The sequence below is a fragment of the Pseudomonas zhanjiangensis genome (assembly GCF_041027545.1).
GTDB classification, from domain to species: domain Bacteria; phylum Pseudomonadota; class Gammaproteobacteria; order Pseudomonadales; family Pseudomonadaceae; genus Aquipseudomonas; species Aquipseudomonas zhanjiangensis.
In genome coordinates this window covers 17,980-41,466 of sequence record NZ_JBFTEG010000007.1, presented here as the reverse complement: position 1 = coordinate 41,466, position 23,487 = coordinate 17,980, and the positions used below count along the sequence as shown (strand labels likewise).

At 65.7% G+C, this 23,487-nt stretch carries 23 protein-coding genes and 1 tRNA gene; 15 read left to right on the top strand and 9 right to left on the bottom strand.

The window, feature by feature from the left end:
• Window positions 1-50 precede the first annotated feature (50 nt).
• Window positions 51-935, top strand: a complete 885-nt coding sequence (locus tag AB5S05_RS10545; RefSeq protein ID WP_369287472.1) for a chemotaxis protein — start codon at window positions 51-53, stop codon at window positions 933-935.
• Window positions 936-1,015: 80 nt separating this feature from the next.
• On the opposite strand, the gene AB5S05_RS10540 is transcribed toward AB5S05_RS10545, so the two are convergent.
• Complete coding sequence (locus AB5S05_RS10540) at window positions 1,016-1,438, bottom strand: group II truncated hemoglobin (protein WP_369287471.1); 423 nt, start codon at window positions 1,436-1,438, stop codon at window positions 1,016-1,018.
• Window positions 1,439-1,610: 172 nt separating this feature from the next.
• Here AB5S05_RS10540 and AB5S05_RS10535 point away from each other — a divergent pair, with 172 nt between their 5' ends.
• Entirely contained in the window at window positions 1,611-2,210 is a 600-nt protein-coding gene (locus AB5S05_RS10535) for an eCIS core domain-containing protein (RefSeq protein WP_438943566.1), read from the top strand.
• A 128-nt stretch (window positions 2,211-2,338) separates the two neighbouring features.
• On the opposite strand, the gene AB5S05_RS10530 is transcribed toward AB5S05_RS10535, so the two are convergent.
• The 3 genes from AB5S05_RS10530 to mobA all read right to left on the bottom strand — a co-directional run bounded on the left by AB5S05_RS10530 (window position 2,339) and on the right by mobA (window position 3,464).
• A tRNA-Pro gene (locus AB5S05_RS10530) sits at window positions 2,339-2,415 on the bottom strand.
• Between the two features lie 155 nt (window positions 2,416-2,570).
• A complete protein-coding gene (locus AB5S05_RS10525; protein WP_369287469.1) occupies window positions 2,571-2,792 on the bottom strand; it encodes a YgdI/YgdR family lipoprotein in 222 nt (73 codons plus the stop codon).
• A 66-nt stretch (window positions 2,793-2,858) separates the two neighbouring features.
• The gene (gene mobA / locus AB5S05_RS10520) at window positions 2,859-3,464 is read right to left on the bottom strand and encodes a molybdenum cofactor guanylyltransferase MobA (RefSeq protein ID WP_369287468.1); all 606 of its coding nucleotides are present in this window, start codon (window positions 3,462-3,464) and stop codon (window positions 2,859-2,861) included.
• A 68-nt stretch (window positions 3,465-3,532) separates the two neighbouring features.
• On the opposite strand from mobA, the gene moaB reads away from it, so the two are divergent.
• Window positions 3,533-4,072 (top strand): molybdenum cofactor biosynthesis protein B, encoded by a 540-nt coding sequence (gene moaB, locus AB5S05_RS10515; RefSeq protein ID WP_369287467.1) that lies wholly within the window; start codon window positions 3,533-3,535, stop codon window positions 4,070-4,072.
• On the top strand, window positions 4,069-5,283 hold the full coding sequence (locus tag AB5S05_RS10510) for a molybdopterin molybdotransferase MoeA (RefSeq protein WP_369287466.1): 1,215 nt from the start codon (window positions 4,069-4,071) through the stop codon (window positions 5,281-5,283). The genes moaB and AB5S05_RS10510 overlap by 4 nt, the downstream gene beginning before the upstream one ends.
• Before the next feature lie 62 nt (window positions 5,284-5,345).
• On the opposite strand, the gene gliR is transcribed toward AB5S05_RS10510, so the two are convergent.
• Window positions 5,346-6,368 carry an AraC family transcriptional regulator GliR gene (gliR, locus tag AB5S05_RS10505; RefSeq protein ID WP_369287465.1) on the bottom strand — a complete coding sequence of 341 codons (1,023 nt, stop codon included), beginning with the start codon at window positions 6,366-6,368 and terminating at the stop codon, window positions 5,346-5,348.
• A gap of 128 nt (window positions 6,369-6,496) precedes the next feature.
• Here gliR and AB5S05_RS10500 point away from each other — a divergent pair, with 128 nt between their 5' ends.
• The 7 genes from AB5S05_RS10500 to AB5S05_RS10470 all read left to right on the top strand — a co-directional run bounded on the left by AB5S05_RS10500 (window position 6,497) and on the right by AB5S05_RS10470 (window position 15,128).
• Complete coding sequence (locus tag AB5S05_RS10500; RefSeq protein ID WP_369287464.1) at window positions 6,497-8,098, top strand: FAD-binding oxidoreductase; 1,602 nt, start codon at window positions 6,497-6,499, stop codon at window positions 8,096-8,098.
• A complete protein-coding gene (locus tag AB5S05_RS10495) occupies window positions 8,095-9,684 on the top strand; it encodes a glycerol-3-phosphate dehydrogenase/oxidase (RefSeq protein WP_369287463.1) in 1,590 nt (529 codons plus the stop codon). The genes AB5S05_RS10500 and AB5S05_RS10495 overlap by 4 nt, the downstream gene beginning before the upstream one ends.
• Window positions 9,685-9,694: 10 nt before the next feature.
• The gene (locus AB5S05_RS10490) at window positions 9,695-11,254 is read left to right on the top strand and encodes an FGGY-family carbohydrate kinase (RefSeq protein ID WP_369287462.1); all 1,560 of its coding nucleotides are present in this window, start codon (window positions 9,695-9,697) and stop codon (window positions 11,252-11,254) included.
• Window positions 11,255-11,457: 203 nt separating this feature from the next.
• Entirely contained in the window at window positions 11,458-11,817 is a 360-nt protein-coding gene (locus AB5S05_RS10485) for a response regulator (protein ID WP_369287461.1), read from the top strand.
• On the top strand, window positions 11,818-12,435 hold the full coding sequence (locus AB5S05_RS10480) for a hypothetical protein (protein WP_369287460.1): 618 nt from the start codon (window positions 11,818-11,820) through the stop codon (window positions 12,433-12,435).
• Window positions 12,436-12,646: 211 nt separating this feature from the next.
• Entirely contained in the window at window positions 12,647-13,918 is a 1,272-nt protein-coding gene (locus AB5S05_RS10475; protein WP_369287459.1) for an ATP-binding protein, read from the top strand.
• 274 nt (window positions 13,919-14,192) lie between these two features.
• Window positions 14,193-15,128 (top strand): chemotaxis protein CheV, encoded by a 936-nt coding sequence (locus AB5S05_RS10470; protein WP_369287458.1) that lies wholly within the window; start codon window positions 14,193-14,195, stop codon window positions 15,126-15,128.
• 50 nt (window positions 15,129-15,178) lie between these two features.
• On the opposite strand, the gene AB5S05_RS10465 is transcribed toward AB5S05_RS10470, so the two are convergent.
• Window positions 15,179-15,655 carry a DUF1499 domain-containing protein gene (locus AB5S05_RS10465; RefSeq protein WP_369287457.1) on the bottom strand — a complete coding sequence of 159 codons (477 nt, stop codon included), beginning with the start codon at window positions 15,653-15,655 and terminating at the stop codon, window positions 15,179-15,181.
• Here AB5S05_RS10465 and AB5S05_RS10460 point away from each other — a divergent pair.
• The gene (locus AB5S05_RS10460) at window positions 15,654-16,460 is read left to right on the top strand and encodes an MOSC domain-containing protein (protein WP_369287456.1); all 807 of its coding nucleotides are present in this window, start codon (window positions 15,654-15,656) and stop codon (window positions 16,458-16,460) included. The genes AB5S05_RS10465 and AB5S05_RS10460 overlap by 2 nt on opposite strands.
• A 15-nt stretch (window positions 16,461-16,475) precedes the next feature.
• Here AB5S05_RS10460 and AB5S05_RS10455 read toward each other — a convergent pair whose 3' ends face one another.
• Window positions 16,476-18,401, bottom strand: a complete 1,926-nt coding sequence (locus AB5S05_RS10455; protein WP_369287455.1) for a transglycosylase SLT domain-containing protein — start codon at window positions 18,399-18,401, stop codon at window positions 16,476-16,478.
• Window positions 18,402-18,710: 309 nt separating this feature from the next.
• Between AB5S05_RS10455 and AB5S05_RS10450 the strand changes: the two genes are divergently transcribed.
• Together AB5S05_RS10450 and AB5S05_RS10445 are read left to right on the top strand one after the other, a co-directional pair.
• The gene (locus tag AB5S05_RS10450; RefSeq protein ID WP_369287454.1) at window positions 18,711-20,633 is read left to right on the top strand and encodes an ATP-binding cassette domain-containing protein; all 1,923 of its coding nucleotides are present in this window, start codon (window positions 18,711-18,713) and stop codon (window positions 20,631-20,633) included.
• A gap of 61 nt (window positions 20,634-20,694) precedes the next feature.
• Window positions 20,695-21,381 carry a DUF6901 family protein gene (locus AB5S05_RS10445; protein WP_369287453.1) on the top strand — a complete coding sequence of 229 codons (687 nt, stop codon included), beginning with the start codon at window positions 20,695-20,697 and terminating at the stop codon, window positions 21,379-21,381.
• Window positions 21,382-21,425: 44 nt separating this feature from the next.
• Here the strand turns inward: AB5S05_RS10445 and AB5S05_RS10440 are convergent, their stop codons facing one another.
• The gene (locus AB5S05_RS10440; RefSeq protein ID WP_369287452.1) at window positions 21,426-21,866 is read right to left on the bottom strand and encodes a universal stress protein; all 441 of its coding nucleotides are present in this window, start codon (window positions 21,864-21,866) and stop codon (window positions 21,426-21,428) included.
• Window positions 21,867-21,953: 87 nt separating this feature from the next.
• Between AB5S05_RS10440 and AB5S05_RS10435 the strand changes: the two genes are divergently transcribed.
• Entirely contained in the window at window positions 21,954-22,394 is a 441-nt protein-coding gene (locus tag AB5S05_RS10435; RefSeq protein WP_369287451.1) for a hypothetical protein, read from the top strand.
• Between the two features lie 105 nt (window positions 22,395-22,499).
• Here the strand turns inward: AB5S05_RS10435 and AB5S05_RS10430 are convergent, their stop codons facing one another.
• Complete coding sequence (locus AB5S05_RS10430) at window positions 22,500-23,315, bottom strand: hypothetical protein (RefSeq protein WP_369287450.1); 816 nt, start codon at window positions 23,313-23,315, stop codon at window positions 22,500-22,502.
• Window positions 23,316-23,487: the final 172 nt, after the last annotated feature.

The following is a 23,487-nucleotide window of genomic DNA, read 5'->3' as shown; positions in this document are numbered from 1 at the left end:
CACAGGCGCAGGCAAATGCTGCGCTGGGGAACTAACGAGGGGAGTGGGTGATGAGCGTGGCACTTGGGGATGAGTTGTCGCTGTTGTTGTTTCGTTTGCACAGTGGCAGGTTGCTCGGAATCAACCTGCTCAAGGTTCAGGAGATCATTCCCTGCCCGCCGTTGACCCGCTTGCCCAGCCATCATCCGCATGTGCGCGGCGTGGCGACGCTACGCGGCTCGACCCTGGTGGTCGTGGATCTGGCGCGGGCGATCGGTGAAGCGGGGCTGGGCGAGAGTCGCGACGGCTGCCTGATCGTCACCGAACTCAGTCGCTCCCGCCAGGGGCTGCACGTTCAGGGGGTCGAGCGCATCGTGCAGTGTTCGACCCGCGATGTGCGCCCACCTCCGGCCGGCGCCGGCGGCAGGGCCTATATCACCGGGGTGACCCAGATCGACGGCAGCATCGTGCAAATTCTCGATATCGAGAAGGTGCTGCATGTGATCGCGCCGGCACTGCCTGCGGAACTGGACGAGCAACTGCTCTCGGAAGCCGAATGCCGACTGCTGCGCGGGCGCCGGGTGCTGGTGGTCGACGATTCGCAGGTGGCCCTGCAGCAGACCTTGGTGACCCTGCGCAAGCTCGGGCTGGACTGCCAGGCGGTGCGCAGCGCAGCCGCGGCCCTTGAGCTCTTGCAGGCCCGGCAGCAGCCCGGCGAGCCGATCGAGGTGCTGGTCTCGGATATCGAAATGCCCGAGATGGACGGCTACAGCCTGGTGCGCGAAATCCGCCAGACCGCCAGCATCGCTCAGACCTACGTGTTGCTGCACACCTCGCTGGACAGCACCATGAACACCGAGAAGGCCCGCCAGGTCGGCGCCAACGATGTACTGACCAAGTTTTCTGCGGTGGATCTGAGCAAGGCCCTGGTGCGCGCGGTGAAGAGCCTGGCGTAAATCAGTCGCAGGTGTTGCGGGCCAGTAGGCGCTGCCCGGTGGTTGTTCGGGGGCTCGTCGGCCCAGGCGCAGCTTGGCAGCTAGTGGCCATGGCGGTTGCGGCTGGCCTGGACGATGCGCCCGGCCGGAACCCGCAGCTGGGTCAGCAGATAGTCGGCGAAGTCCGCTGGGTAGCCCTGTCGGGCGATGGCCTGTTCCATGCAGCTCAGCCAGGCCTGGCTGAGGCCCTCGCCAATCGGCCACTGGGCATGGAAGGCGGGGATGGAAATGGCGCCGTATCGCTCGCCGAACAGCTTGGGGCCGCCGAGCCAGCCACTGAGAAAACACGCCAGTTTGTCCTTGGACAGATCGAGGTCGGCCGGGTGCAGGCGCCGCAGTTCGGCGGCCTCCGGTAGCTGGTCCATCAACTGGTAGAAGTCGCCCACCAGTCGACGCAGCCCATCGATACCGCCTGCGGCCTGGTAGGAGGCGTCGCCGACGCCGTAAGAAGGACGGTGGCTCAAGGTTCTGCTCCTCGTGAGGAAAACGCCATTGTAGCCGGCTGTCCGATCGCGCAACATGGCGCCGCAAAGGTGGCGGCTGCAGGAGACGAATGCCGAATTGGCGGGTCCAATCACGCGAGGCACGCTCTCGCCGCGCGTTGCCTTTGCGACACCTTGGCCAACCCCCTCCCTTATGCGAGCTGCCGTCTTGTTTCGACTATCGCCTCTGATCCTCGCCCTGCTGTTCGCCGGTGGCGCTGCGGCTGCCGGTAGCTGTCCGCCGGGCCAGCACCAGGTGTGCCTGCTTGCCTGCTTCTGTGCGCCCGACGAGGCCGGCGACATGGGGCCGCTCTACGATGATCTGGGGCGTATGGCGGCCTCGGGCCTGGCGCAATGGCTGGTGCATTCGCGCAACACGCTGGCTGCCGGTGAGGTGCATGCCATCCCGCTGAACGTGCGCGCCCAACTCGAGCCCTATTTCGACCTGCAGGTGCTCGAAGGCGCGCGCTACCGCGTGGGCGATGCGGAACAGCTAAGCGCGGCCGGCGCCATGTTGCACAATCCCGATGTGCAGGCGGTCACCCTGGTCGACGTCGTGGTTTTTCGCCATGAGCACGATGCGCTCGACAATGTCGCCCTCTGGGCGCACGAACTCACGCACGTGGAGCAGTATCAGCAGTGGGGTGTCAGCGAGTTCGCCAGGCGTTACACGCGGGACTACCAGAGCGTCGAGGCCCCGGCGTATCAGAAGCAGGGCAGGGTGGCGAAGGCGCTGCGGGGTGAGGTGCCCTAGCTGGCGCTTGACTCGACGGCGCCTGAGCTGGTGTGAAAGGGAGATACAGCCAGAAACAAGAAAGCCCGCACTAGGCGGGCTTCTTGGGGTGTTTCGTAGACAGGTTGAGACTGCTAGAAACTGGGATTTGGTCGGAGAGACAGGATTCGAACCTGCGACCTTCTCGTCCCGAACGAGACGCGCTACCAAGCTGCGCTACACTCCGAATAAGTCGAAATTGTACTGAAAAACTTTTGTTGCACAAGGGGTTAGGCTGATTTTTTTTCGACTCAAGGTGGCTCACTTGACGAATGGCCGGGGCCGGATGCCGCACTCAGGTGTCGCCCGATTGGTTCGAGAGTCTCCGAGCGCAGGCGCCGTCTAGCGTTCTTCGATGGTGCGCACCTGATCCTTGTTGACCATGGCGCGGGTGCCGTCGAGTTGCTCGAATTCGTAGAAGCCGGACGCTTCCTCATACACGGGGCGGTCGCGGGTTTGCAGCTCGCGGCCGTCGTTGAGGGTGATCACCGATGGTGTGGCGCAGCCTGCCAGGCTGGCCAAGCCCAGGGCTAGCAGGAAGGCGAGTGTCGGCCGTTGAGTCATGGCGAGAGTCTCCTCGGTTGAGAAAGGCGGGTTACTCAGGCTCTGACGGAGAATCGGCCGGCAAGTTCAGCGCCCGGCTTCACGGCCGAGCGGGGGCACCTGGATGAGCAGTTCCGGGCTGTTCAGGTTGGCCAGGCGTGGGTCGCCAGGCTCGCAGTCCACGGCCAGGGGCGCATGCCGCTTCAGCCAGCGCTGCGGGCTGCGTTCGCCGGCCTGCCAGGCGTGCTCCAGCGAGCTCTCCAGGGCTTTGGGGATCACGCAGAACAGTGGCTCCCAGAACTCGCCCTGGCGCACCATCACCGGCCGCTCGCCGGCCTTGGCCAGCAGCGCCTCGAGCAGCTCGCGGTCGAGCCGCGGCGCGTCGCAGGGCAGCACCAGAAGCTGCGCATGACGGGCCACCTTGAGGCCCGCGCGAATACCGGCCAGGGGGCCGGGGAATTCGGCGTCCTCGTCCGCTACCAACTGGTCGGCGAAGGCGGCGTAGCGCTCGCGATTGCGGTTGCAGGAGACGATCAGGTCGTCGGTCAGCGGGCGAACCAGATCATGCAGCCAGCCGATCAAGGGGTGCCCCTGCCACTCGACCAGGCCCTTGTCGCGTCCGCCCATGCGTTGCCCGCGGCCGCCGCACAACAGCAGTACAGAGCAGGGCGGCAAGAAGGGTGTGGTGGGCATGGCAGAGCCTCCAAGGGTGGGCCTGTGATATAACACCAGGCTTTCGTTCCGACAACTGGAAGCCTGCCATGAACCACAAGGCCGAGGCGCAATTCGTGCCGCTGAATATCGCCGTACTGACCGTCAGCGATACCCGTTCCCTGGAGACCGACACCTCCGGTCAACTGTTCGTCGATCGCCTGCAAGCCGCCGGCCACCAGCTGGCCACGCGGGTGCTGCTCAAGGACGACCTGTACCGGATCCGCGCCCAGGTGGCGAACTGGATCGCCGAGGACGAGGTGCAGGTGGTGCTGATCACCGGTGGCACCGGTTTCACCGGCCGCGACAGCACCCCGGAGGCCGTGGCCTGTCTGCTGGACAAGCAGGTCGACGGCTTCGGCGAGCTGTTTCGGCAGATCTCCGTGGCCGATATCGGCACCTCGACCGTGCAGTCCCGCGCCCTGGCCGGCATGGCCAACGGCACCCTGGTGTGCTGCCTGCCGGGCTCGACCAACGCCTGCCGCACCGCCTGGGACGGTATCCTCGCCGAGCAGCTGGATGCCCGCCATCGGCCGTGCAACTTCGTTCCGCACCTGAAACAGGTGGCCGCCTGCGAGAGCCGCGGATGAGCGGCATCGACTATTCTGGCCTGCTGCCACTGGAGACCGCGCTCGAGCGGCTGCTGGCCATGGCCCAGTCGGCGCCGATCCAGGGCTGCGAGCGCGTCGAGCTGGCCGCTGCCGACGGCCGGGTGCTGGCCGAGCCGTTGATCGCCGGACTCGACCTGCCGCCCTGGCCCAACAGCGCCATGGACGGCTACGCCCTGCGCCTGGCTGACTGGGATGGCACGCCACTGGCGGTCAGCCAGCGGATCCTCGCCGGCACCGCCCCGCAGCCGCTGCAGCCCGGCACCTGTGCGCGCATCTTCACCGGCGCGCCGCTGCCGGTCGGCGCCGATAGCGTGGAAATGCAGGAGAACGTCGCCCTCGACGATGATGGGCGGGTGCGGTTCGCCGAGCCGCTGCGGCTCGGCCAGAACGTCCGTGGCCAGGGCCAGGAAACCCGCCAGGGTGATAGCGTGCTGCCGGCCGGCACACGCCTGGGCCCGATCGAGCTGGGCCTGGCGGCGTCGCTCGGGGTGGCCGAGCTGAGCGTCCGTCGCCAGCCGCGGGTGGCGGTGCTTTCCACCGGCGACGAACTGGTCGAGCCAGGTCTGCCGCTCGGTCCGGGGCAGATCTACAACAGCAACCGGCGCCTGCTGATCAGCTGGCTGCAGCGCCTGGGCTGCGCGGTGGTGGATGCCGGCATTCTCGCCGACGACCTGGCGCGCACCCGCACGGCGCTGGGCGGCTTGAGCGATGTCGACCTGATCGTCTCCACCGGCGGGGTTTCGGTGGGCGAGGCGGATTTTCTCGGTGAAGCGCTGCGCGAAGCCGGCGAGCTGACCTTCTGGAAGCTGGCGATCAAGCCGGGCAAGCCGCTGACCTGCGGCCAGTTTCGCGGCGTGCCGGTAATCGGCCTGCCCGGCAACCCGGCCTCGACCCTGGTGACCTTCGGCCTGCTGGCGCGGCCCTACCTGCTGCGCCGCCTGGGCGTCGAGCGGGTCGCGCCGCTGGGCTTTGCGATGCCGGCCGGATTCACCTGGAGCAAGCCGGGCAAGCGCCGCGAGTACTTGCGCGCACGTCTGGAAAATGGCCGGGTGGTGCCCTACCCGAATCAGAGTTCCGGGGTGCTGCGCAGCGCCGCCTGGGCCGAGGGCCTGGCCGAGGTGCTGGAAGGCACGACCCTGGCCGAAGGCGACAGCCTGCGCTTTATTCCGCTGAGCGAGATTCTCGGTTAGCGGGCCGAAAACTCCGCCGCGTCGGTGCCCTGGCGCGATAGCCCGCGCGGTCGGCGCTCGTCCTAGGGCTTGCGTCGGCGCTCGCGAAACTCGCCGGGAGTCTGCCCGGTCCAGCTCTTGAAGCTGCGGTGGAAGGAGCGCGACTCGGTGAAGCCGAGATAGCAGGCGATGTCCTGGATCGCCAAGTCACTGCGCAGCAGGTAGTGCTCGGCCAGTTCCCGGCGCAGCTCGTCGAGGATCTGCTGGTAGCTGGTATCGGCCTGCTGCAGGTGTCGCTGCAGGGTGCGCACCGTCATGTTGAACTTCTCCGCCACCCGTTCCTTGCGCGGCAGGCCGTCCTTGAGCAGCAGGCGCAAGGCGTTCTTGACTCGCCGCGGCAGTGGCTCGTCGTTGTCCAGCCCGGCGATCAGGGTCAGGGCGTGCTCTTCCAGGGTGCGCAGCAGGTTGGCGTCGGCCTGGCGCAGCGGTACGTCCAGGTAGTCCAGCGGCACCAGCAGGGCATTGCAGGATTGCTCGAAGCGCAGCGGACAACCGAACACCGTTTCGTACTCGGCCAGATCGACGCCGTCCGGCAAGGCATGCTCGAACCACACCTCGCGTGGCGAATGGGCGGACTCGGCGATCCAGCGCGCATACAGCAGCCACGAAGCCAGCACGTTCTCCACCATGTGCCGGCGAATCTCCGCCTGTTGGTGGCGGCAGCTCCAGATCAGCCGGACCTCGTCGGCGCCGGTTTCCATGCGGCTCACGCCCATGTCCCCCACCAGCTTTTCGTAGGGCACGATGCGGCTCATGGCTTCGCCGAGGGTGGCGCAGTTCATCGCGATGTAGCCGAGCACGCTCCAGGAACCGGGCTGGACGTAGCGCGCCGCATGCAGGCCGAACAACGGGTCGCCGGAAACCCGCAGCAGGTGCGCGAGCAGGCGCTCGTGGGTCTCGCTGGGCAGGCGCTTGCCGTTATCGCTCAGCGCTTCGGCGGCGATGCCGGCCGCCGCCAGAGCCTGGTCGGTGTCCAGGCCGAGGTGTTCGGCATGGCGCAGGTACTTGAGCAGGGCGGGGACCGAGGTGTAGCCGAGGTTTTCCATGCGTGCGTTCTTGTCAGGGGTGGCTTGATTGGCGATAGCGGCTGTCCCGATACGACAGTGACGCCGATCGGCGGCCGGCTAGTATAGGCAGCCATCGAGTGTGATCGGAATATCCGGGGGAGAGGCAGATGCGACGTTGGAATGGCTGGGGTGACGAGGCGACCGTGGTGGAGCTGCCGGCACATGGCGAGGCCTTTCTCGCCGAGTTGGTCGGGCCGGGGCAGCGCCTCGCCGATGCCAGCCTCGCACAGGTGCTGGCCAAGGTGCCGGCCTCGCGCCTGGCGGCTCATCCGCTGGTCAGCCAGGACGCCGAGGATCGCCTGCGCCATGCCCGCGGCCAGAGCCTGCCGGACTGGCTGGCGATGCGCTCCGGCGAGTTCGGTCAGTTCCCCGATGGCGTGGCCTTCCCAGAGACCGCCGAACAGATCCGCTCGCTGATGGCCTGGGCCAAACAGCAGGACGCGGTGCTGATTCCCTATGGCGGCGGCACCTCGGTGGCCGGGCATATCAACCCGCAGGCCGGCGAGCGGCCGATCCTGACCCTGTCGCTGGCGCGCATGAGCAAGCTGATCGAGGTCGACGAGGACAGCCTGATCGCCACCTTCGGCCCCGGCGCCAGCGGGCCCCAGGTGGAAAGCCAGTTGCGCGCCCGTGGCTACACCCTCGGCCATTTTCCCCAGTCCTGGGAGCTGTCGACCCTCGGCGGCTGGGTGGCCAGTCGCTCCAGCGGCCAGCAGTCGCTGCGCTACGGGCGGATCGAGCAGTTGTTCGCCGGCGGCAAGGTCGAGACCTTCGCCGGCACCCTGGAGATCCCCACCTTCCCGGCGTCGGCCGCCGGTCCCGACCTGCGCGAGGTGCTGCTGGGCTCGGAAGGGCGCTTCGGCATCATTTCCGAGGTCAAGGTGAGGATCAGTCGCCTGGCCGAGCAGGAAAGCTTCTACGCGGTGTTTATGCCCAGTTGGGGGGAGGCGCTCCGAGGAATCCGTATGCTGGCCCAGGCCCGGGTGCCGCTGTCGATGCTGCGCCTGTCGAATGCCATCGAGACCCGCACCCAGCTGGCCCTGGCCGGCCACCCCGGACAGATCGCCTTGCTGGAGAAGTACCTGGCCCTGCGCGGTGCCGGCGCCGACAAGTGCATGCTGACCTTCGGCGTCACCGGCAATCGCCGGCAGAACGCTGCCTCGCTGAAACAGGCCAAGCGCTTGCTCAAGGGCTTCGGCGGCGTGTTCAGCGGTACCCTGCTGGGCAAGAAATGGGCGCAGAACCGCTTCCGCTTCCCCTACCTGCGCCATGGCCTGTGGGCCGCCGGCTACGCGGTGGACACCCTGGAAACCGCCACCGACTGGAGCAACGTCGACAACCTGCTCAACCAGGTCGAGGCCAGCCTGCGCGACGGCCTGGCGGCCGAGGGCGAACGGGTCCACGTGTTCACTCACCTGTCCCACGTCTACGGTGAGGGCTCGAGCATCTACACCACCTACGTGTTCCGCCCGGGCGCCAGCTACGAACAGGCCATGGCGCGCTGGCAGACGCTCAAGCAGGCGGCCAGCCGCACCATCGCCGAGAACCGCGGCACCATCAGTCACCAGCACGGCGTCGGCCGCGACCATGCGCCCTACCTGGCGGCGGAGAAGGGCGAGCTGGGCATGGCGGCGTTGCAGGCATTGTCCAGTCACTTCGACCCGGAGCAGCGTCTGGTCCCCGGGGTGCTGCTGCAGGACCCGGCATGAGCGCCTGGAATGCCGCCTGGCGCGACCAAGCTGTGGCCGAACTGGCGGCGTGCGAGTGGGATTTGATCGTCGTCGGCGGCGGCATCAGCGGCGCCGGCATCCTGCGCGAGGCGGCCCGGCGCGGCTGGCGCTGCTTGCTGCTGGAGCAGCGCGACTTCGCCTGGGGCACCTCCAGCCGCTCCTCGAAGATGGTGCACGGCGGCCTACGCTATGTCGCCCAAGGCCAACTCGGGCTGACCCGCGACTCGGTGCGCGAGCGCCAGCGCCTGCTGCAGGAGGCGCCCGGCCTGGTCGACCCGCTGAGCTTCCTGATGCCGCACTACCGCGGCGGCTTCCCCGGCCCCCGAGTGTTCGGCGGCCTGCTGGCGGTGTATGACGCCCTGGCCGGCAAGCGCAACCACCTGTACTACCCGCTGCAGCAGCTGCGCTACCTGGCCCCGGGGCTGAAGGAGGAGGGCCTGCTCGGCGGTACCCGCTTCGGCGATGCGGTGACCGACGACGCCCGTCTGGTCATGCGGGTGCTCGACGAGGCGCGCGGCGACGGCGGCGAGGCGCTCAACGGCATGCAGGTGGTCGAATTGCGGCGTGAGGCCGGCCGGGTGGTGGGGCTGCTCGCCGAGGATCGCGAGAGCGGCCGACGCTTCAGCTTTCGCAGTCGTGCGGTGGTCCAGGCCACCGGCGTCTGGTCCGATCGATTGCGTCCGCGTAGCGCGGGCGAGCAGATTCGCCCGCTGCGCGGTAGCCACCTGTTGCTGCCGGCCTGGCGCCTGCCGGTGGCCCAGGCCATGAGCTTCATGCATGCGGCCGACAAGCGCCCGGTGTTCGTCTTCCCCTGGGAGGGCGCCACCGTGGTCGGCACCACCGATCTCGACCACCGCGAGGCGCTGGATCAGGAGGCGCGGATCAGCGCCGAGGAACTCGACTACCTGCTGGCGGCCTGCGCCCAGCAGTTTCCCGCGGCGGCGATCGAGGCCGTCGACGTGCTGTCGACCTGGGCCGGGGTGCGCCCGGTGGTCAGTGAGGGTGGCGCGAGCAGGCGCCCGTCCCAAGAGAAGCGCGAGCATGCGCTCTGGGTCGAGCCGGGCTGCGTGACCCTGGCCGGCGGCAAGCTGACCACTTTTCGCCTGCAGGCGCTGGAGGTGCTGCGGGCCTGTTCCGGCTTCGTCGGTCGGTCCGTGGACGATCCGGGCAGCGCGGTGTTCAAGGCCTGCGTCGAGCCGCCCATGGCGCGGCTGAGTCCGGCCCAGCGCAGGCGCCTGAGCGGGCGCCACGGTCGCCAGTTGCCCGGCCTGCTCAAGCTGATGGCAGAGGTCGGCAGTGAGCGGGTGGCCGACACCGACACGCTCTGGGCTGAGCTGGCCTGGGCCGCGGACAGCGAGCTGGTGCTGCACCTGGACGACCTGCTGCTGCGGCGCACGCGCCTGGGCCTGCTGCTGGCCGGCGGCGGCGCCGTCTACCTGCCACGGATCCGCACCCTGTGCCAGCCGCGCCTGGGCTGGAGCGATGCGCGCTGGATGCAGGAGGAGCGCGATTATCTGCAGCTGTGGCAGCGTTGCTACAGCCTGCCCGAGTTGGAACAACCCTAAGGATTGCGTCTTGAGCGAGAAAAGCTACCTGCTGGCCATCGACAACGGCACCCAGAGCGTGCGCGCATTGCTGTTCGACCTGCAGGGCAACCTGGTCGGCAAGGGCAAGGTGGAACTGCAGGCCTACTACTCCGCCCAGCCCGGCTGGGCCGAGCAGGACCCGGAGTACTACTGGAGGAGCCTGGGCGAGGCATGCCAGCAACTGTGGCAGCAGGTGGACATCGACCGCCGCCTGATCAAGGGGGTGTCGCTGACCACCCAGCGCGGCACCCTGATCCATGTCGATGCCCAGGGCAAGCCGCTGCGTCCGGCGATCCTCTGGCTCGACCAGCGCCGCGCCGAGGTGCGCGACAGGCTCAAGGGGCCCTGGGCCTGGCTGTTCAAGCTGGCCCGGGCGGAGGATGCGGTGGCGCATTTTCGCGCCCAGGCCGAAGTCAACTGGGTGGCCCAGAACCAGCCGCAAATCTGGGCGCAGACCCACAAGGTGCTGCTGCTCTCGGGCTTTCTCAGCCACCGCCTGTGCGGCCGCTTCGTCGATTCCCTGGCCTGCTGCGTGGCCTACCTGCCGTTCGACTACAAGCGCCTGCGCTGGGCCGCGCCACGGGACTGGAAGTGGCAGGCCATGCCGGTGCGCCGCGAGCTGCTGCCCGAGCTGTTCCAGCCGGGCGAGCGGCTCGGCCAGATCAGCGCCGCGGCCAGTCGCCAAACCGGCATTCCCGAGGGCTTGCCACTGATCGCCGCCGGCGCCGACAAGGCCTGCGAGGTGCTCGGTGCCGGCGGGGTGGAGCCCTCCACCGCCTGCCTGTCCTATGGCACCACCGCGACCATCAATACTACCCGCAGCCGCTACCTGGAGGTGACCCGGCTGATCCCGCCCTATCCGGCGGCGATTCCCGGCCACTTCAATACCGAGGTGATGATCTTCCGCGGCTTCTGGATGGTCAGCTGGTTCAAGCAGGAGTTCGGCCAGCGCGAGACGGCGCGGGCCAGGGAGCTGGGCGTCGAGCCCGAGGCGCTGTTCGACGAGCTGGTCAACGCGGTGCCGCCTGGTTCCATGGGTCTGATGCTGCAGCCCTACTGGTCTCCGGGCATCCGCGAGCCGGGGCTGGAGGCCAAGGGCTCGATCATTGGTTTCGGCGACGTGCACACCCGCGCCCATCTCTACCGGGCGATCCTCGAGGGCCTGGCCTATGCCCTGCGCCAGGGCAAGGAGCGCATCGAACAACGCTCGGGCACCCGCATCACCCGCCTGCGCGTCTCCGGCGGTGGCTCGCAGAGCGACGCGGCGATGCAGCTGACCGCCGACATCTTCGGCCTGCCGGCCGAGCGCCCGCACGTCTACGAGACCTCCGGCCTGGGCGCGGCCATCGACTGCGCGGTGGGTCTGGGCCTGCACCCGGACTTTCCCACCGCGATCGCCGCGATGACCCGCACCGGCCGCGTCTTCCAGCCCGACCCGCAGGCGCAGCAGACCTACCAGCGGCTCTATCGCGAGGTCTACCTGCGCATGTACCAGCAGCTGCGGCCCCTCTACCTGAGGATTCGCGCGATCACCGGCTACCCGGCTTAGGCTGGGCGCCGGCCAGGCCCAGCCGTCAGGCCGGTGCGCGCGCTATTGAGTGCCTGGCGGCCACGGAAAAATGCCTTTGGTCAGGCCGAAAGCAACTTGCTCGACTAGAGTTGCAGGGGGATGACTATGCGGTGAATATCTGCAAGGTCGGTCCCAGGTAACTGTGGACTTCGGGTAAGTAGACGACTGGAAGGAGCGCCAGCTTGAAAATACTGATAGTCGATGACTCGGCCATGTCGCGCAAACTGGTGATGAAGGCGTTGCCGGAGGATCTGGACGCAGTGATCACCCAGGCTTCGAACGGCGAAGAAGCCTTGGCCGCCTACCACGCCGGGCACGCCGAGGTCATATTCCTCGATCTCACCATGCCGGTCATGGATGGCTTTCGTACCCTGGAGCTGCTCAAGCGCGAGGATGCCAATGCCGTGGTCATCGTCATCAGCGCCGATATCCAGCCTCAGGCCCAGCAGCGCGTACGCGAGCTCGGCGCCGCCGCCTTCATCAAGAAGCCGGTCACCCCCGAAGCCATGCAGGCTGCCCTGCACGAAGTAGGATTGATCTGAATGAGCAGCCAATTGGCCAATTTGAGCGATGAGCAGCGCGATGCCCTGCAGGAATTGATGAACGTCGCCATGGGTCAGGGCGCCGATCGACTGGCGCGGTTGACCGAGACCTTTGTCACCCTGTCGGTGCCGCGTATCCACCCTGTCGACGTGGCCGATGCGAGCCTGCTCGAGCAGCTGATGATCGCTGGTCAACCGGCGATCATTACCCGGCAATCCTTTCTCGGCCGCCTGCGTGGCGAGGTGCTGGTGTGTTTTGGCGAGAATGGCGCCGACCAGCTGGCAGATCTGATGGGCTACGAAGGTGAGGAGAATGACGGCATCAAGGATGAGCTGATGCTGGATGTGACCAATATCCTCACCGGGGCCTGCATCAATGGCCTGGCCCAGCAGGTCGACATCAAGGTCAGCTATGGTACGCCGGCTCTGCTCGCGCGCGGGCGCACGCTGCAGGACGTGCTGGCCAGCCAGGAGTTTCGCGGCCACCAGGCCCTGGTTCTGGAAATTCACTTCGAAGTGGCGACCCACAGTTTCTATTGCGACCTGCTGGTATGCATCACCGAAGACGCGGTGGTCACGGTCGTCGAGGCCATCGATCGATTGCTGAGTGATATCTAGCGGCTCCCTTGCTGCTGCTCAGTTCTGGCTTCGACAGGAGCGTCAGTCGTCAAACTCGCCTGACCGAGTCGGCCTGGAGGGGCGCGAGCGAGCCGCGCATCGCCGGCAAGTCCAGGTCGACTCGATGGCAGGGGTTCTTCGGTTCATCTTGAAGAAGGGTGGTGGAATGGCGTGTGAGGCACAAGGCGTGTTGTCGGAGGAGTTGGGGGCGGTGCTGCAGAGCATCAATCTGGGCGTGATGCTGCTCGACAGTGACTGCCGGGTGGTGTTCTGGAACGACTTCATGGCCATTCATAGCGGCAAGGACAGCGAGGCGGTCCTCGGCCGGCTGCTTTTCGAACTTTTTCCTGAACTGCCGCAGCGGTGGATCCAGAAGAAGATCGACGGGGTCTTCGCGCTGCAGAATCTGGCGTTCACCTCCTGGCAGCAACGTCCGCATCTGTTCAATTTTTCCGGCAGCCGGCCGGTTACCGGGCAGGCCGAGTTGATGTATCAGAACTGTACTTTCTCGCCGGTCATGGAGGCTGCAGGGTGCGTCAAGTACGTGTGCCTGACGATCAGCGATACCAGCGAAGTCGCCACCCAGCAGCTGGAACTGGAGCATCTCAATCGGCTGCTGCAGGCGGAGAAAAGCGAGCAGGCTCGGTTGATTCGCAAGCTCGAGGATGCACAGGCGCAGCTGCTGCAATCGGAAAAGATGGCCGCGATTGGTCAGTTGGCCGCCGGTGTCGCCCATGAAATCAATAATCCGGTTGGCTACGTCTACTCCAATTTCAGCAGCCTGGAAGGCTATGTCGCCGATCTGTTCAAACTGATCGAGGCATACCGGGCGGCGGCGGCCGAGCAGCCGGATGGCGCTTTTCACGCCCGCCTGGAGCAGGCCAATCAGGCGCTGGAGTACGACTATCTGCGTGACGACATGGCCGATCTCGTGCGTGAATCCCGGCAGGGCTTGGAGCGGGTCAAGCAGATCGTTCAGGACCTGCGCGATTTTTCCCATATCGACTCGGGCGACTGGCAGATGGTCGACCTGCACAAGGGCCTCGATAGCACTCTCAATGTCATCTGGAACGAGATCAAGTTCAAGGCCGAGGTGGTCAAGAATTACGCTGAATTGCCGCTGGTGCAGTGCCTCGGCTCGCAGCTCAACCAGGTGTTCATGAACCTGCTGATCAACGCCGCCCATGCCATCGACAGGCAAGGTTATATCTGGTTGGAGACCGGGGTGCGCGACGACTGGGTGTTCGTCAGGGTGCGCGACGACGGTTCAGGTATAGCTCCAGAGCATCTGACCCGCCTGTTCGAGCCTTTCTTCACCACCAAACCGGTCGGTCAGGGCACAGGGCTTGGACTTTCCGTGTCCTACAGCATTGTCGCCAAGCATCATGGCCGTCTCGAGGTCGCAAGCGAGCTCGGCAAGGGGACGACCTTTACCGTCTGGCTGCCGCAGCGTCAGCCCGAAAAGGACGCGAAATCCGCTTGACTCGGTGGCCGACCTGGGCTCCCAGGCAGCGGCATGAGCCAGCGCCTGTCCGGGCCCAATGTTGGCGAGCGAGTTGCACTTCGGCCCCGGGCAATGCCGATCCTCGGCCGTCGCTCGGGGCCGGGGGGCACGGCCCCAGTTTCCTGTATGTCCGCCGTGCTGCCGCACTAGCTAGTGTCGTTTCCTTTGCTCGGGCATGATGGGCCTTCAGCGGTGTGGCTGTTGGCCGATAACCTCGCTGTAGCAAATCCCGACAGACACCTTGGAGCACCTAATGGCTGGCATTCTCGATTCGGTTGATCAACGTACCCAGTTGGTGGGCGAGAACCGCCTGGAGATCCTGATGTTCCGGCTGGCCGGGCGGCAGCTGTTCGCGATCAACGTGTTCAAGGTGCAGGAAGTCCTGCAGATGCCCAAGCTGACCCTGATGCCTCACCGCCATCGTTTCGTCTGCGGGGTGGTCAACCTGCGTGGCCAGACCCTGCCGGTGATCGACTTGTCGCAGGCGATAGGCATGCGCCCGCTGGTGCCGGATGAGCGCAGCACCATCATCGTCACCGAGTACAACCGTTCGGTGCAGGCCTTTCTGGTCGGCGGTGTCGAGCGGATCATCAACCTCAACTGGGAGTCGATCCTGCCGCCGCCCGGTGGCGCCGGGCGTCAGCACTACCTGACGGCGATCACCCGTGTCGAGGAGCAGCTGGTCGAGATCATCGATGTGGAGAAGGTGCTGGCCGAGATCGTGCCCTACAGCGTGAAGATCTCCGGCGAACGACTCGCCGATCCCTTGCTGGCGCAAGCGAGTGGTCGTGAGGTGTTGCTGGTCGATGACTCCAGCGTCGCCCTGGCGCAGTTGCGCGACACCCTGTCCCAGCTGGGGATGAAGATGCATGTGGCGACCGATGGCCTCAAGGGCCTGCAAATGCTGAAGAAGTGGGCCGACGCCGGTGAGGTCCTGACCGACAAGCTGCTGATGGTGTTCACCGATGCGGAAATGCCGGAGATGGACGGCTATCGCCTGACCACCGAAATTCGTCAGGACCCTCGTCTCAGGGAGCTCTACGTGGTGCTGCACACCTCGTTGTCCGGCAGCTTCAACGAGGCCATGGTGAAGAAGGTCGGCTGCGACAATTTCCTCTCCAAGTTCCAGCCGGACCGGCTGGTCGACGTCATCCGCGAACGCCTGCAGCTCGACCAGCCTGGCGCCTAGCACGGCCTGCCATGCGCTTCGGCCTGTCCCCGGCCGAATGCGCCTCGGGCCTATTCGCCCAGGCGTCGGCGAAGGCGTTCGACACGGTCGCGGTTGACGCCGAAGTCGGCATAGCCCAGGCGCGAGGCCGAGCGTACCTCGACCGCCTGCTCGCCGATCAGGAACTCCACATCATCGACGAAGCGCAATACCCGGCTGGTGAATTCTGCGCGCAGGTAACGACCGTCCTGTTGTACCAGGCGTGCCCGCGGTTCGCTGGCCAGTATCGCCAGCAGGCGCATCTGGGTCTGCTCGGGGCTGCCGACCAGCGGCAGCGGCTCGACGCGATGCTCGGCATCGCCGGCCTGGCTGCTGACGCAGTTGGGTGACTGCGGGCAGGGCGCCAGGCGACCGGCTTGTAGTCCGAGATTGGCCGGCGGGCTGCCGCTGCAGGCGCACAGCAACAGCAGGCTCAGACCGAGCGAGGGCTTGAGCGCGTATCGGGACGGCCGTATAAAGGCGTTTTGCCGATAGGAAGGTTGGCTCATGCTGCGTCTCTCCGGGTTGTACCGTTATCCACTTAAGTCGGCCAAGGGCGAGGCCCTGGAGCGGGCCAGCCTGGATGGCCTGGGTCTGTCTGGCGATCGCCGTTGGATGGTAGTCGATAGCCAGAGCGGGCGCTTTCTGACTCAGCGCCTGCTGCCACAGATGACCCAGTTGCTGGCGCGCTGGCAGGGCAGCGAGCAGTTGCTGCTGGCGGCGCCGGGAATGCCCGACCTGCAGGTCGCGCTGCCGGACGAAGACGCCGACCTGCGTGGCGTGACCATCTGGCGCGACAGCCTGCGCGTGCCGGATGCAGGCGAGGCGGCGGCGGATTGGTTGAGTCGCTTCCTCGGGCGGGCCTGTCGCCTGGTGCAGGTGCCGGAGGCGCGGGCACGGCAGGTGGACACCGCCTACGCCGAAGTCGGCGAGCGGGTGGCCTTCGCCGATGGGTTTCCCCTGCTGCTGATCGGCCAGGCCTCGCTGGATGACCTGGCGCAACGGGTCGGGCGCCCGTTACAGATGCAGCGCTTTCGCCCCAATCTGGTGGTCGAGGGCGCCGCGCCCTATGCCGAAGACGGCTGGAAGCGTATCCGCATCGGCTCCCTGGAACTGCGCGTGGTCAAAGGCTGTTCGCGCTGCATCATGACCACCCTCGATCCCCAGACCGGCGCCCGCAGCGCCGACCGCGAACCCCTGGCGACCCTGCAAGGTTACCGAGAGCGCGATGGCGAGGTGTACTTCGGGCAGAACCTGATCGCCTGTGGCACGGGCGAATTGGCCCTCGGCCAGTTGGTCGAGGTGCTGGAGTAGCCGCCTGGCGCGAGCCTACTGATCGTCGAAGTAGCGCTCGTGCCAGGCGATCAGTGGCTGCGGCGTGTTCAGCTTCTGTCCGTAGATGACCGAATAGGACAGCACGTTCTGCACGTACTGGCGGGTTTCATCGAAGGGGATGTTCTCGATCCATACGTCATACGCCAGGTGGTCGGCCCCCTTCAGCCACTGGCGCACCCGGCCGGGGCCGGCATTGTAGGCGGCCGATGCCAGCACCCGGTTGCCCTTGAACTGGCCGTAGATCTGGCTGAGGTAGGCCGCGCCGAGCTGGATATTGACCTCGGGGCGATAGGCCAGGTTGGTCGACGACAGCGGGATGCCGAAGCGCCGCGCGGTTTCCTTGGCGGTGGCCGGCATCAGCTGCATCAGGCCCATGGCACCGACCGGCGACCTGGCATCGGCCATGAAGGCGCTTTCCTGGCGGGTGATGGCGAACATCCAGCTGGAATGGATGCCGCGCTTCTTCGCTTCGACGGTCAGCGGCTCGCGATGGGCCATGGGGAAGCGCACGTCCAGGTCGTCCCAGTATTGGGCCTGGCTGATGCTGCGGATGGCCGGGAAGTACCAGCCCATGTCGTAGGCCAGGCGGGCCTGGGCGACCAGCTCGTCGCGACTGAACAGGCGGCTGACGTGATACCACTCGCGCCGACCATCGACGATCTGGCCGCGGGCATGAAACTCCATGGCGCGCCGGATACCGGCCGCGTTGCGCACCTTCTGCAGGGTCTTCGCGCTGAGGGCCAGGGGCTTGTTGTTCAGCTGGTAGGGCCGCTTGACCTGGTCGGCGGCCATGAACCCGTAGAAGTCACGCTCCTTGGCCAGGCCCTGATAGAGCGCTAGCGCTTGCGGGTTGTTGGGTTGTGCCAACTGCAGGCTGCGGGCCTGCCAGTAGCGCCAGCGATTGCTCTGGGCCAGGTCGGCGGGCATCTGCTGGGTCAGCCGGTGGGCCTCGTCCCAGCGGCCCAGGCGCAGCAGCAGGCGCGCGCGCCACTCGCTGACGGTGTTGTCGCGCAGTTCAGGGTCGTACTGGGCCATCACCGTGAGGGCGCGCGCATCGAACCGCTTGGCCAGGGTCAGGCCGATTTCCCGGGCGATCGCCACCTTTTCCTCGCTGGAGAAGTGCAGGCGCCTGGCATAGCTGTCCAGCAAGCCCAGGGCCTGTTCCGGATCTTGACGGGCCAGTCGCCGCAGGCCGAGGCCGACGACGTCGGCCATTGCCGCGTCGGCGGGGCTGAAGCGCGCCGGGTTGCCGAGCATCTGCGGCTTCTGCGCCACCTCGAGCAGCAGCTTGCCGTGGGCACCAAGGGTAGGCAGGCCCTTGATCAGGTAGGTGGCCAGGCCATAGTTGCGGGCCTCGGCAGCCAGCTTGGCCCGCTGCCAGCGCTTGGCTTCGGTCAACTGGCCGGCGGCGGCCCAGCGCTCGAAGAGTGGATCGCAGGACTCGGGCTGGGACTTGCCCACCAGCCAGAGCTTCTCGGCGGTAGCATTGCCTTCGGCGGTCATGCCGTGACCGAGTTGATACTGGCCGTATAGGCAGTCCAGCTCGGTGAAATTCAGGGCCGGGTCGTAATGATTGACGAAGGTCTGCCATTCGCCGCGCTCGGCCAGCCAGCGCAGCCAGCGCAGTTTCATCCAGCTGGCCTGGGGCAGGTCGCCGTGCTCGGCGAGGAATTTCTCGATTTCGTCATTGCTCGCCGATTTCAGACGGGCGGTAAGCGCGTCGTAGGCCAGGTACGGCTCCAGCGGATAGTTGCGCAGTGCCTTGGCGTAGCGTTGGTAGGGGCCGCTGTCGCCTTTGGCCAAGGCCCGTTTGGCTTCGTCATAGAGCTGGCGTTGTTGTTCCAGGCTGGTGGCCTGGGCCGTGGCGGCAGACAGGCACAGGAGAAGACAGGGGAGCAGGTAAGACAGACGACCGCGCATGACACTTCCGGGTTGGGCACTTGGGGGCGGCGGCAGAATCGCCGCGGGCTGCTCTTAGCTTAGCCTTTCGCCCTGGCATGACGAAAGCCGCTCGCCGGCCGCCAGGGCGAGAAAAATGCCGGCAATGGCCGGGCACAACTCGGTTAGAATGCGCGCCCAGTTTTTTGCCGACGCCCTGGGCTGCGGCAAACAAGTTTTTGCGGGCAGAAATGCCGTTAGACTAGGGTGTTCGCGGCGGATCGGGTTCGATCGTCGCGTTTCTCTGATTTTTCTGTAGTTTTGTTGTCCGCTGTACCGTCGAGGCGTGCCATGACCCTGCTTAAGTTCACCGATGTTTCCCTGGCCTACGGCGCCATGCCACTGCTGGATAAGGTGTCCTGGCAGATCGCTCGTGGCGAGCGGGTGTGCATCATCGGCCGTAATGGCACCGGCAAGTCGAGCATGCTGAAACTGGTCAAGGGCGACCAGAAGCCCGATGACGGCTCGGTCTGGCGTGCTCCCGGGCTGAAAATCGGCGAGTTGCCCCAGGAACTGCCGCTGGCCGATGAGCGGACGGTCTTCGATGTGGTGGCCGAAGGTCTCGATGGTGTCGGGGCATTGCTTGCCGAGTACCACCACCTGAGCCAGAACATCCACAGCGAGGCCGACCTCGAGAAGTTGATGCACGTCCAGCAGGATCTCGAGGCTCGTGATGGTTGGCGTCTGCAGCAACTGGTCGACAGTACCCTGAGCCGCCTGCAGCTGCCGGCCGACAAGACCCTGGCCGAGCTCTCCGGCGGCTGGCGGCGGCGGGTTCTGCTGGCCCAGGCGCTGGTCTCGGAACCGGACCTGCTGCTGCTCGACGAGCCGACCAACCACCTGGACATCGGTGCCATCGCCTGGCTGGAGGAAGCCTTGGTCGGCTTCCAGGGGGCCGTGCTGTTCATCACCCACGATCGTTCCTTTCTGCAGAATCTGGCCACGCGCATCCTCGAACTGGATCGCGGCGGCCTGATCGACTGGAACGGCGACTACGCCAGCTTCCTGGTGCACAAGGAGGCGGTGCTGGCCGCCGAGGAGACCGCCAATGCGCTGTTCGACAAGCGTCTGGCCCAGGAAGAGGTGTGGATCCGCCAGGGTATCAAGGCCCGTCGTACCCGCAACGAAGGCCGTGTACGTGCCTTGAAGGCCTTGCGTGTGGAGCGCAGTCAGCGCCGCGAGCGTACCGGCAAGGCCAATATCCAGCTGGAGACAGCCGACAAGTCCGGCAAGCAGGTCATGGTCCTGGAGAGCGTCAGCTTCGCTCATCCGGACGGGCCGTTGTTGGTCAAGGACTTCTCCATGGTCCTGCAGCGCGGCGACCGAATCGGCCTGCTCGGCGCCAACGGTACCGGCAAGACCACCCTGCTCAAGTTGATGCTCGGCGGACTGCAGCCGACCAGCGGCAAGGTGGAAGAGGGCACACGTATCGATGTGGCCTATTTCGATCAGTTGCGCCATCAGCTGGACCTGGAAAAGACCGTGATCGATAACGTGGCCGAAGGCCGTGACTTCATCGAGATCGACGGGCAGGGCCGGCACGTGCTGAGCTATCTGGGTGACTTCCTGTTCAGCCCGCAGCGTGCCCGTACGCCGGTCAAGGCCTTGTCCGGTGGCGAGCGTGCGCGTCTTCTGCTGGCCAAGCTGTTCAGCAAGCCGGCCAACCTGCTGGTGCTGGATGAGCCCACCAACGACCTCGACGTGGAAACCCTGGAGTTGCTCGAAGAAGTGTTGCTGACCTTCCAGGGCACGGTGCTGATGGTCAGCCACGACCGGGCATTTCTCGACAACGTGGTGACCAGCACCCTGGTGTTCGAGGGCGAGGGGCGTGTGCGTGAATACGTCGGCGGGTATCAGGATTGGCTGCGCCAGGGTGGTTCGCCGCGCCTGCTCGGGGTTGGCGAAAGCAAGGCGGGCAAGGCCGAGTTGAGTTCGGCGGTGGTGCAGGCGCCGGCCCCGGAGGCGGCGGTGGAGCCAGCTGCGCCTGCAGGCACGAAGAAGAAACTCAGCTACAAGCTGCAGCGTGAGCTGGAAGCGATCCCGGGGCAGATCGATGCGCTCGAGTCGCAGATGGCCGCGGTGCAGGAGCAGATCGCCGATCCGGCCTTCTACCAGCAGCCGGCCGAGCACACTACGCAAGTGCTGGCGAGCTTGCAGGCGCTGCAGGAAGAGCTGGATCGCCTGGTCGAACGCTGGGCCGAGCTGGAAGAATAAGCGAGCGACAGCGCAGCGTGCGATGTCTGGAAGGAACCCGACAACAACAGGCGGAGAAAGCATGGCCATCGAGTACCGCATTAGCCTCGACGACAATCACCAGTTCGATTACAGGATCGAACTGGATCGCGCCTATGACCCGGCGCTGGCCGACGCGGCGCCGAGCTGGACTCGGCTGCAACATCAGCAATGCAGCAATTGCCCGCTGAGCAAGGGAGGCTTCAGCCACTGCCCGGCTGCCGTCGACCTGCAGCGGGTCATCGAGGATTTCCAGGGGCTGCCGGCCTTCAAGAAGGCCTTGGTCTGGGTGCGTACCCCGGAGCGCGAATACACCAAGCAGGTGAGCTTGGAGGAGGGTCTGCGTGCCCTGCTCGGGGTGATCATGGCGACCAGTGCCTGTCCGGTGCTGGGCAAGCTCAGGCCAATGGCACACAACCACCTGCCATTCGCCAATAATCAGGAATTCATCCTGCGCGCCGTTTCGCTGTATCTGGCGCGACAGTACTTCAATTTTCGCGAGGGGCGTCATGCCGATTGGGAGCTGAAGGGCCTGGTGCGCATGTTCCAGCAGTTGCAGCTGGTCAACCAGGCATTCTGGCAGCGGATTCACGCTACCTGCGAGGGCGATTCCAATCTCAAGGCGTTCCTGACCTTTTTCTCGTTGTCGTCGAGCATGACCTACTCGCTGGAAACCCAGCTGCAGAAGATCAGGCCCCTGGTGATGAGTGCCGGCGACGCCTTCGAGTAAGTCGCGGGCCGGATGGCGCGAGTCGCGCCATCCGGTGGGGGCGCTTACTCGGGCTTCTTCAGGCGCACGGCGAGAACATCGCAGGGCGCGCCATGCAGGACGTCATTGGCGGTGGAGCCGAGCAGCAGGGCCAGGCCGTGACGGCCATGGCTGCCGACGATGACCAGGTCGCAGCCCTGCTCTTCGGCCAGGCGATGGATTTCCTGGCGCGGCTGGCCATAGGCGAGGTGTCGTTGGTCGGCGCCGAGTTCCGGGTACTTGCCGGCAAAGCTGTCCAGTCGTTCACGGGCCTGATCGAACTGCTGCTGCTGCAGCATCGACAGATCCATTGGCACATCGCCGCCGAAGGCCATGGCCATCGGCTCGACGATATGCACCACCGAGAGTTTTGCGCCACAACTGGTCGCGAGTTTCTGCGCGCGGTGCATGACCGGGTCGCATTCCTCGGTTAGGTCGACGGCGACCAGGATGTGCTGGTAGGGCATGGGGAACTCCTTCTGAGGGGGAACCGATGAGTCAAGTATGGATGTATTAGGCGTTTACGGCAGGTTTTGCCCTGCGAGATCGAACTTATGAACTGGTGGATCGCTGTATTGCTCTTGGCGCTGGTGCTCAGCCCGTTGTCCTGGCTGGTGCCAAGCCGGCGTGAGCGTGGGCGGATGGACGTGCGTTTGCAAGCCCGGCGCATGGGGTTGGCCATGCAGCTGGCCCGCGAAGAGTGGCCTTACTGGCTTGCCCAGCATGCGCCTAGCCCATGCCCGCAGTATCATCGCCCACGTCGTCGCGGTAGTCATCTGGACTGTTGGTGCTATTGGCAGGTGGAGCCGGGCAACTGGCAGAACCAATGGCGCGAGCCCTGTGCCGATGCCGTGCTGGCCGCGCAACTTGCCACCCTGCCGGGCGATGTGTTCAAGGTGCAGGCCAGTGCGCAGATGGTCGCGCTTTACTGGGGGGAGCGGGCGCAGCCTGACTCGCTGCAGAAGATTGCCGATTTCCTGAAGGCGCGGGCCTGACAGGCGCGCGTCTGGAAAAAGAAAAGCCCGGCGCAAGCACCGGGCTGGGAAGACGGCCAGGCAGGCCGGAAAAGCGTCATGGCGCCGCGACACGCCCGATCCTACCTAGAGCTGCGGCGCCGAATATTGGGCGGATACCTGTTCCAGGCCCTCGATGATGCTGTCGGAATACTTGTTGACCAGGAACGGGACGCTGTTCTCGTTGTAATTACGCAGCGATTTTTCGATATAGCGCCACTTCGTGCCTATCTCATTCAGGGTCTGCTTGATCTGCGGCGTATTCTCCGGGGCCCGTTCCAGGCGGGTCAGTTTGCTGGCGAATTCATTGACCAGTTCGTCGATCGGCCGGGCGTCCCCGCCGCCCATGAAGGTGGCGCCTACCGAGGCGCTACGCGAGGCATAGTCGACCGCGATGGCCCGCATCAGTAGGCTCTGTTCGCGGCTCTGCTGGGTCAGTGTGGCGGCGGAGTAGCCGCCTTCCTGTTGGATCTTGTTGTACAGCTCCTGGCTCAGGCTCATCAGCTGCTGGTTGCGGTCCGCCAGGTCGGCGACCGGTTGCAGGTCGGTATAGCCTTGCTGCTTAAGCGCGCTGGTCAGCTTGTTCAGATCTATCTTGTAGCCAGTCCACAGTTGTTCGAGTTGCGAGCGCAGGGCCTTGGAACCTTCGCCGGGCATGTCGCTGAGCGCCTGCAGGCGTGCGCCGGCCTCATCGAGCGATTGGCCGATCATCTGGGCATAGCGTTGGTCACCTTCCATGCTGTTATACATGTAGAAGTCGCTCAGGCTCTTCTGCGTGGCCAGGCGCAGTTGATGCAGGTTGTGCAGGCTGCTGTCGATTTCGCTCGCCTGCAGGGCGGCGGTGGCTGGGCTTGCAAAGGCGAGCAGGGTGCTCAGGGATAGGGCCAGCAGGTGGCTCGACATTGGGGCTCCGTGCGCCCTGCGTTGGGGCGTCAGTTGTTTTCTTGTTGTTGTCGCACTCGGTTTGTGCCGAGCGAGTTGAGACGACTGTACCCGGAGCAAAAACTTTTGGCTAGCTATGCGGTGGGTCACAAATCAGGTGCCAGGTCGCCAGGAAGCCTTCGTTATCGGCGCC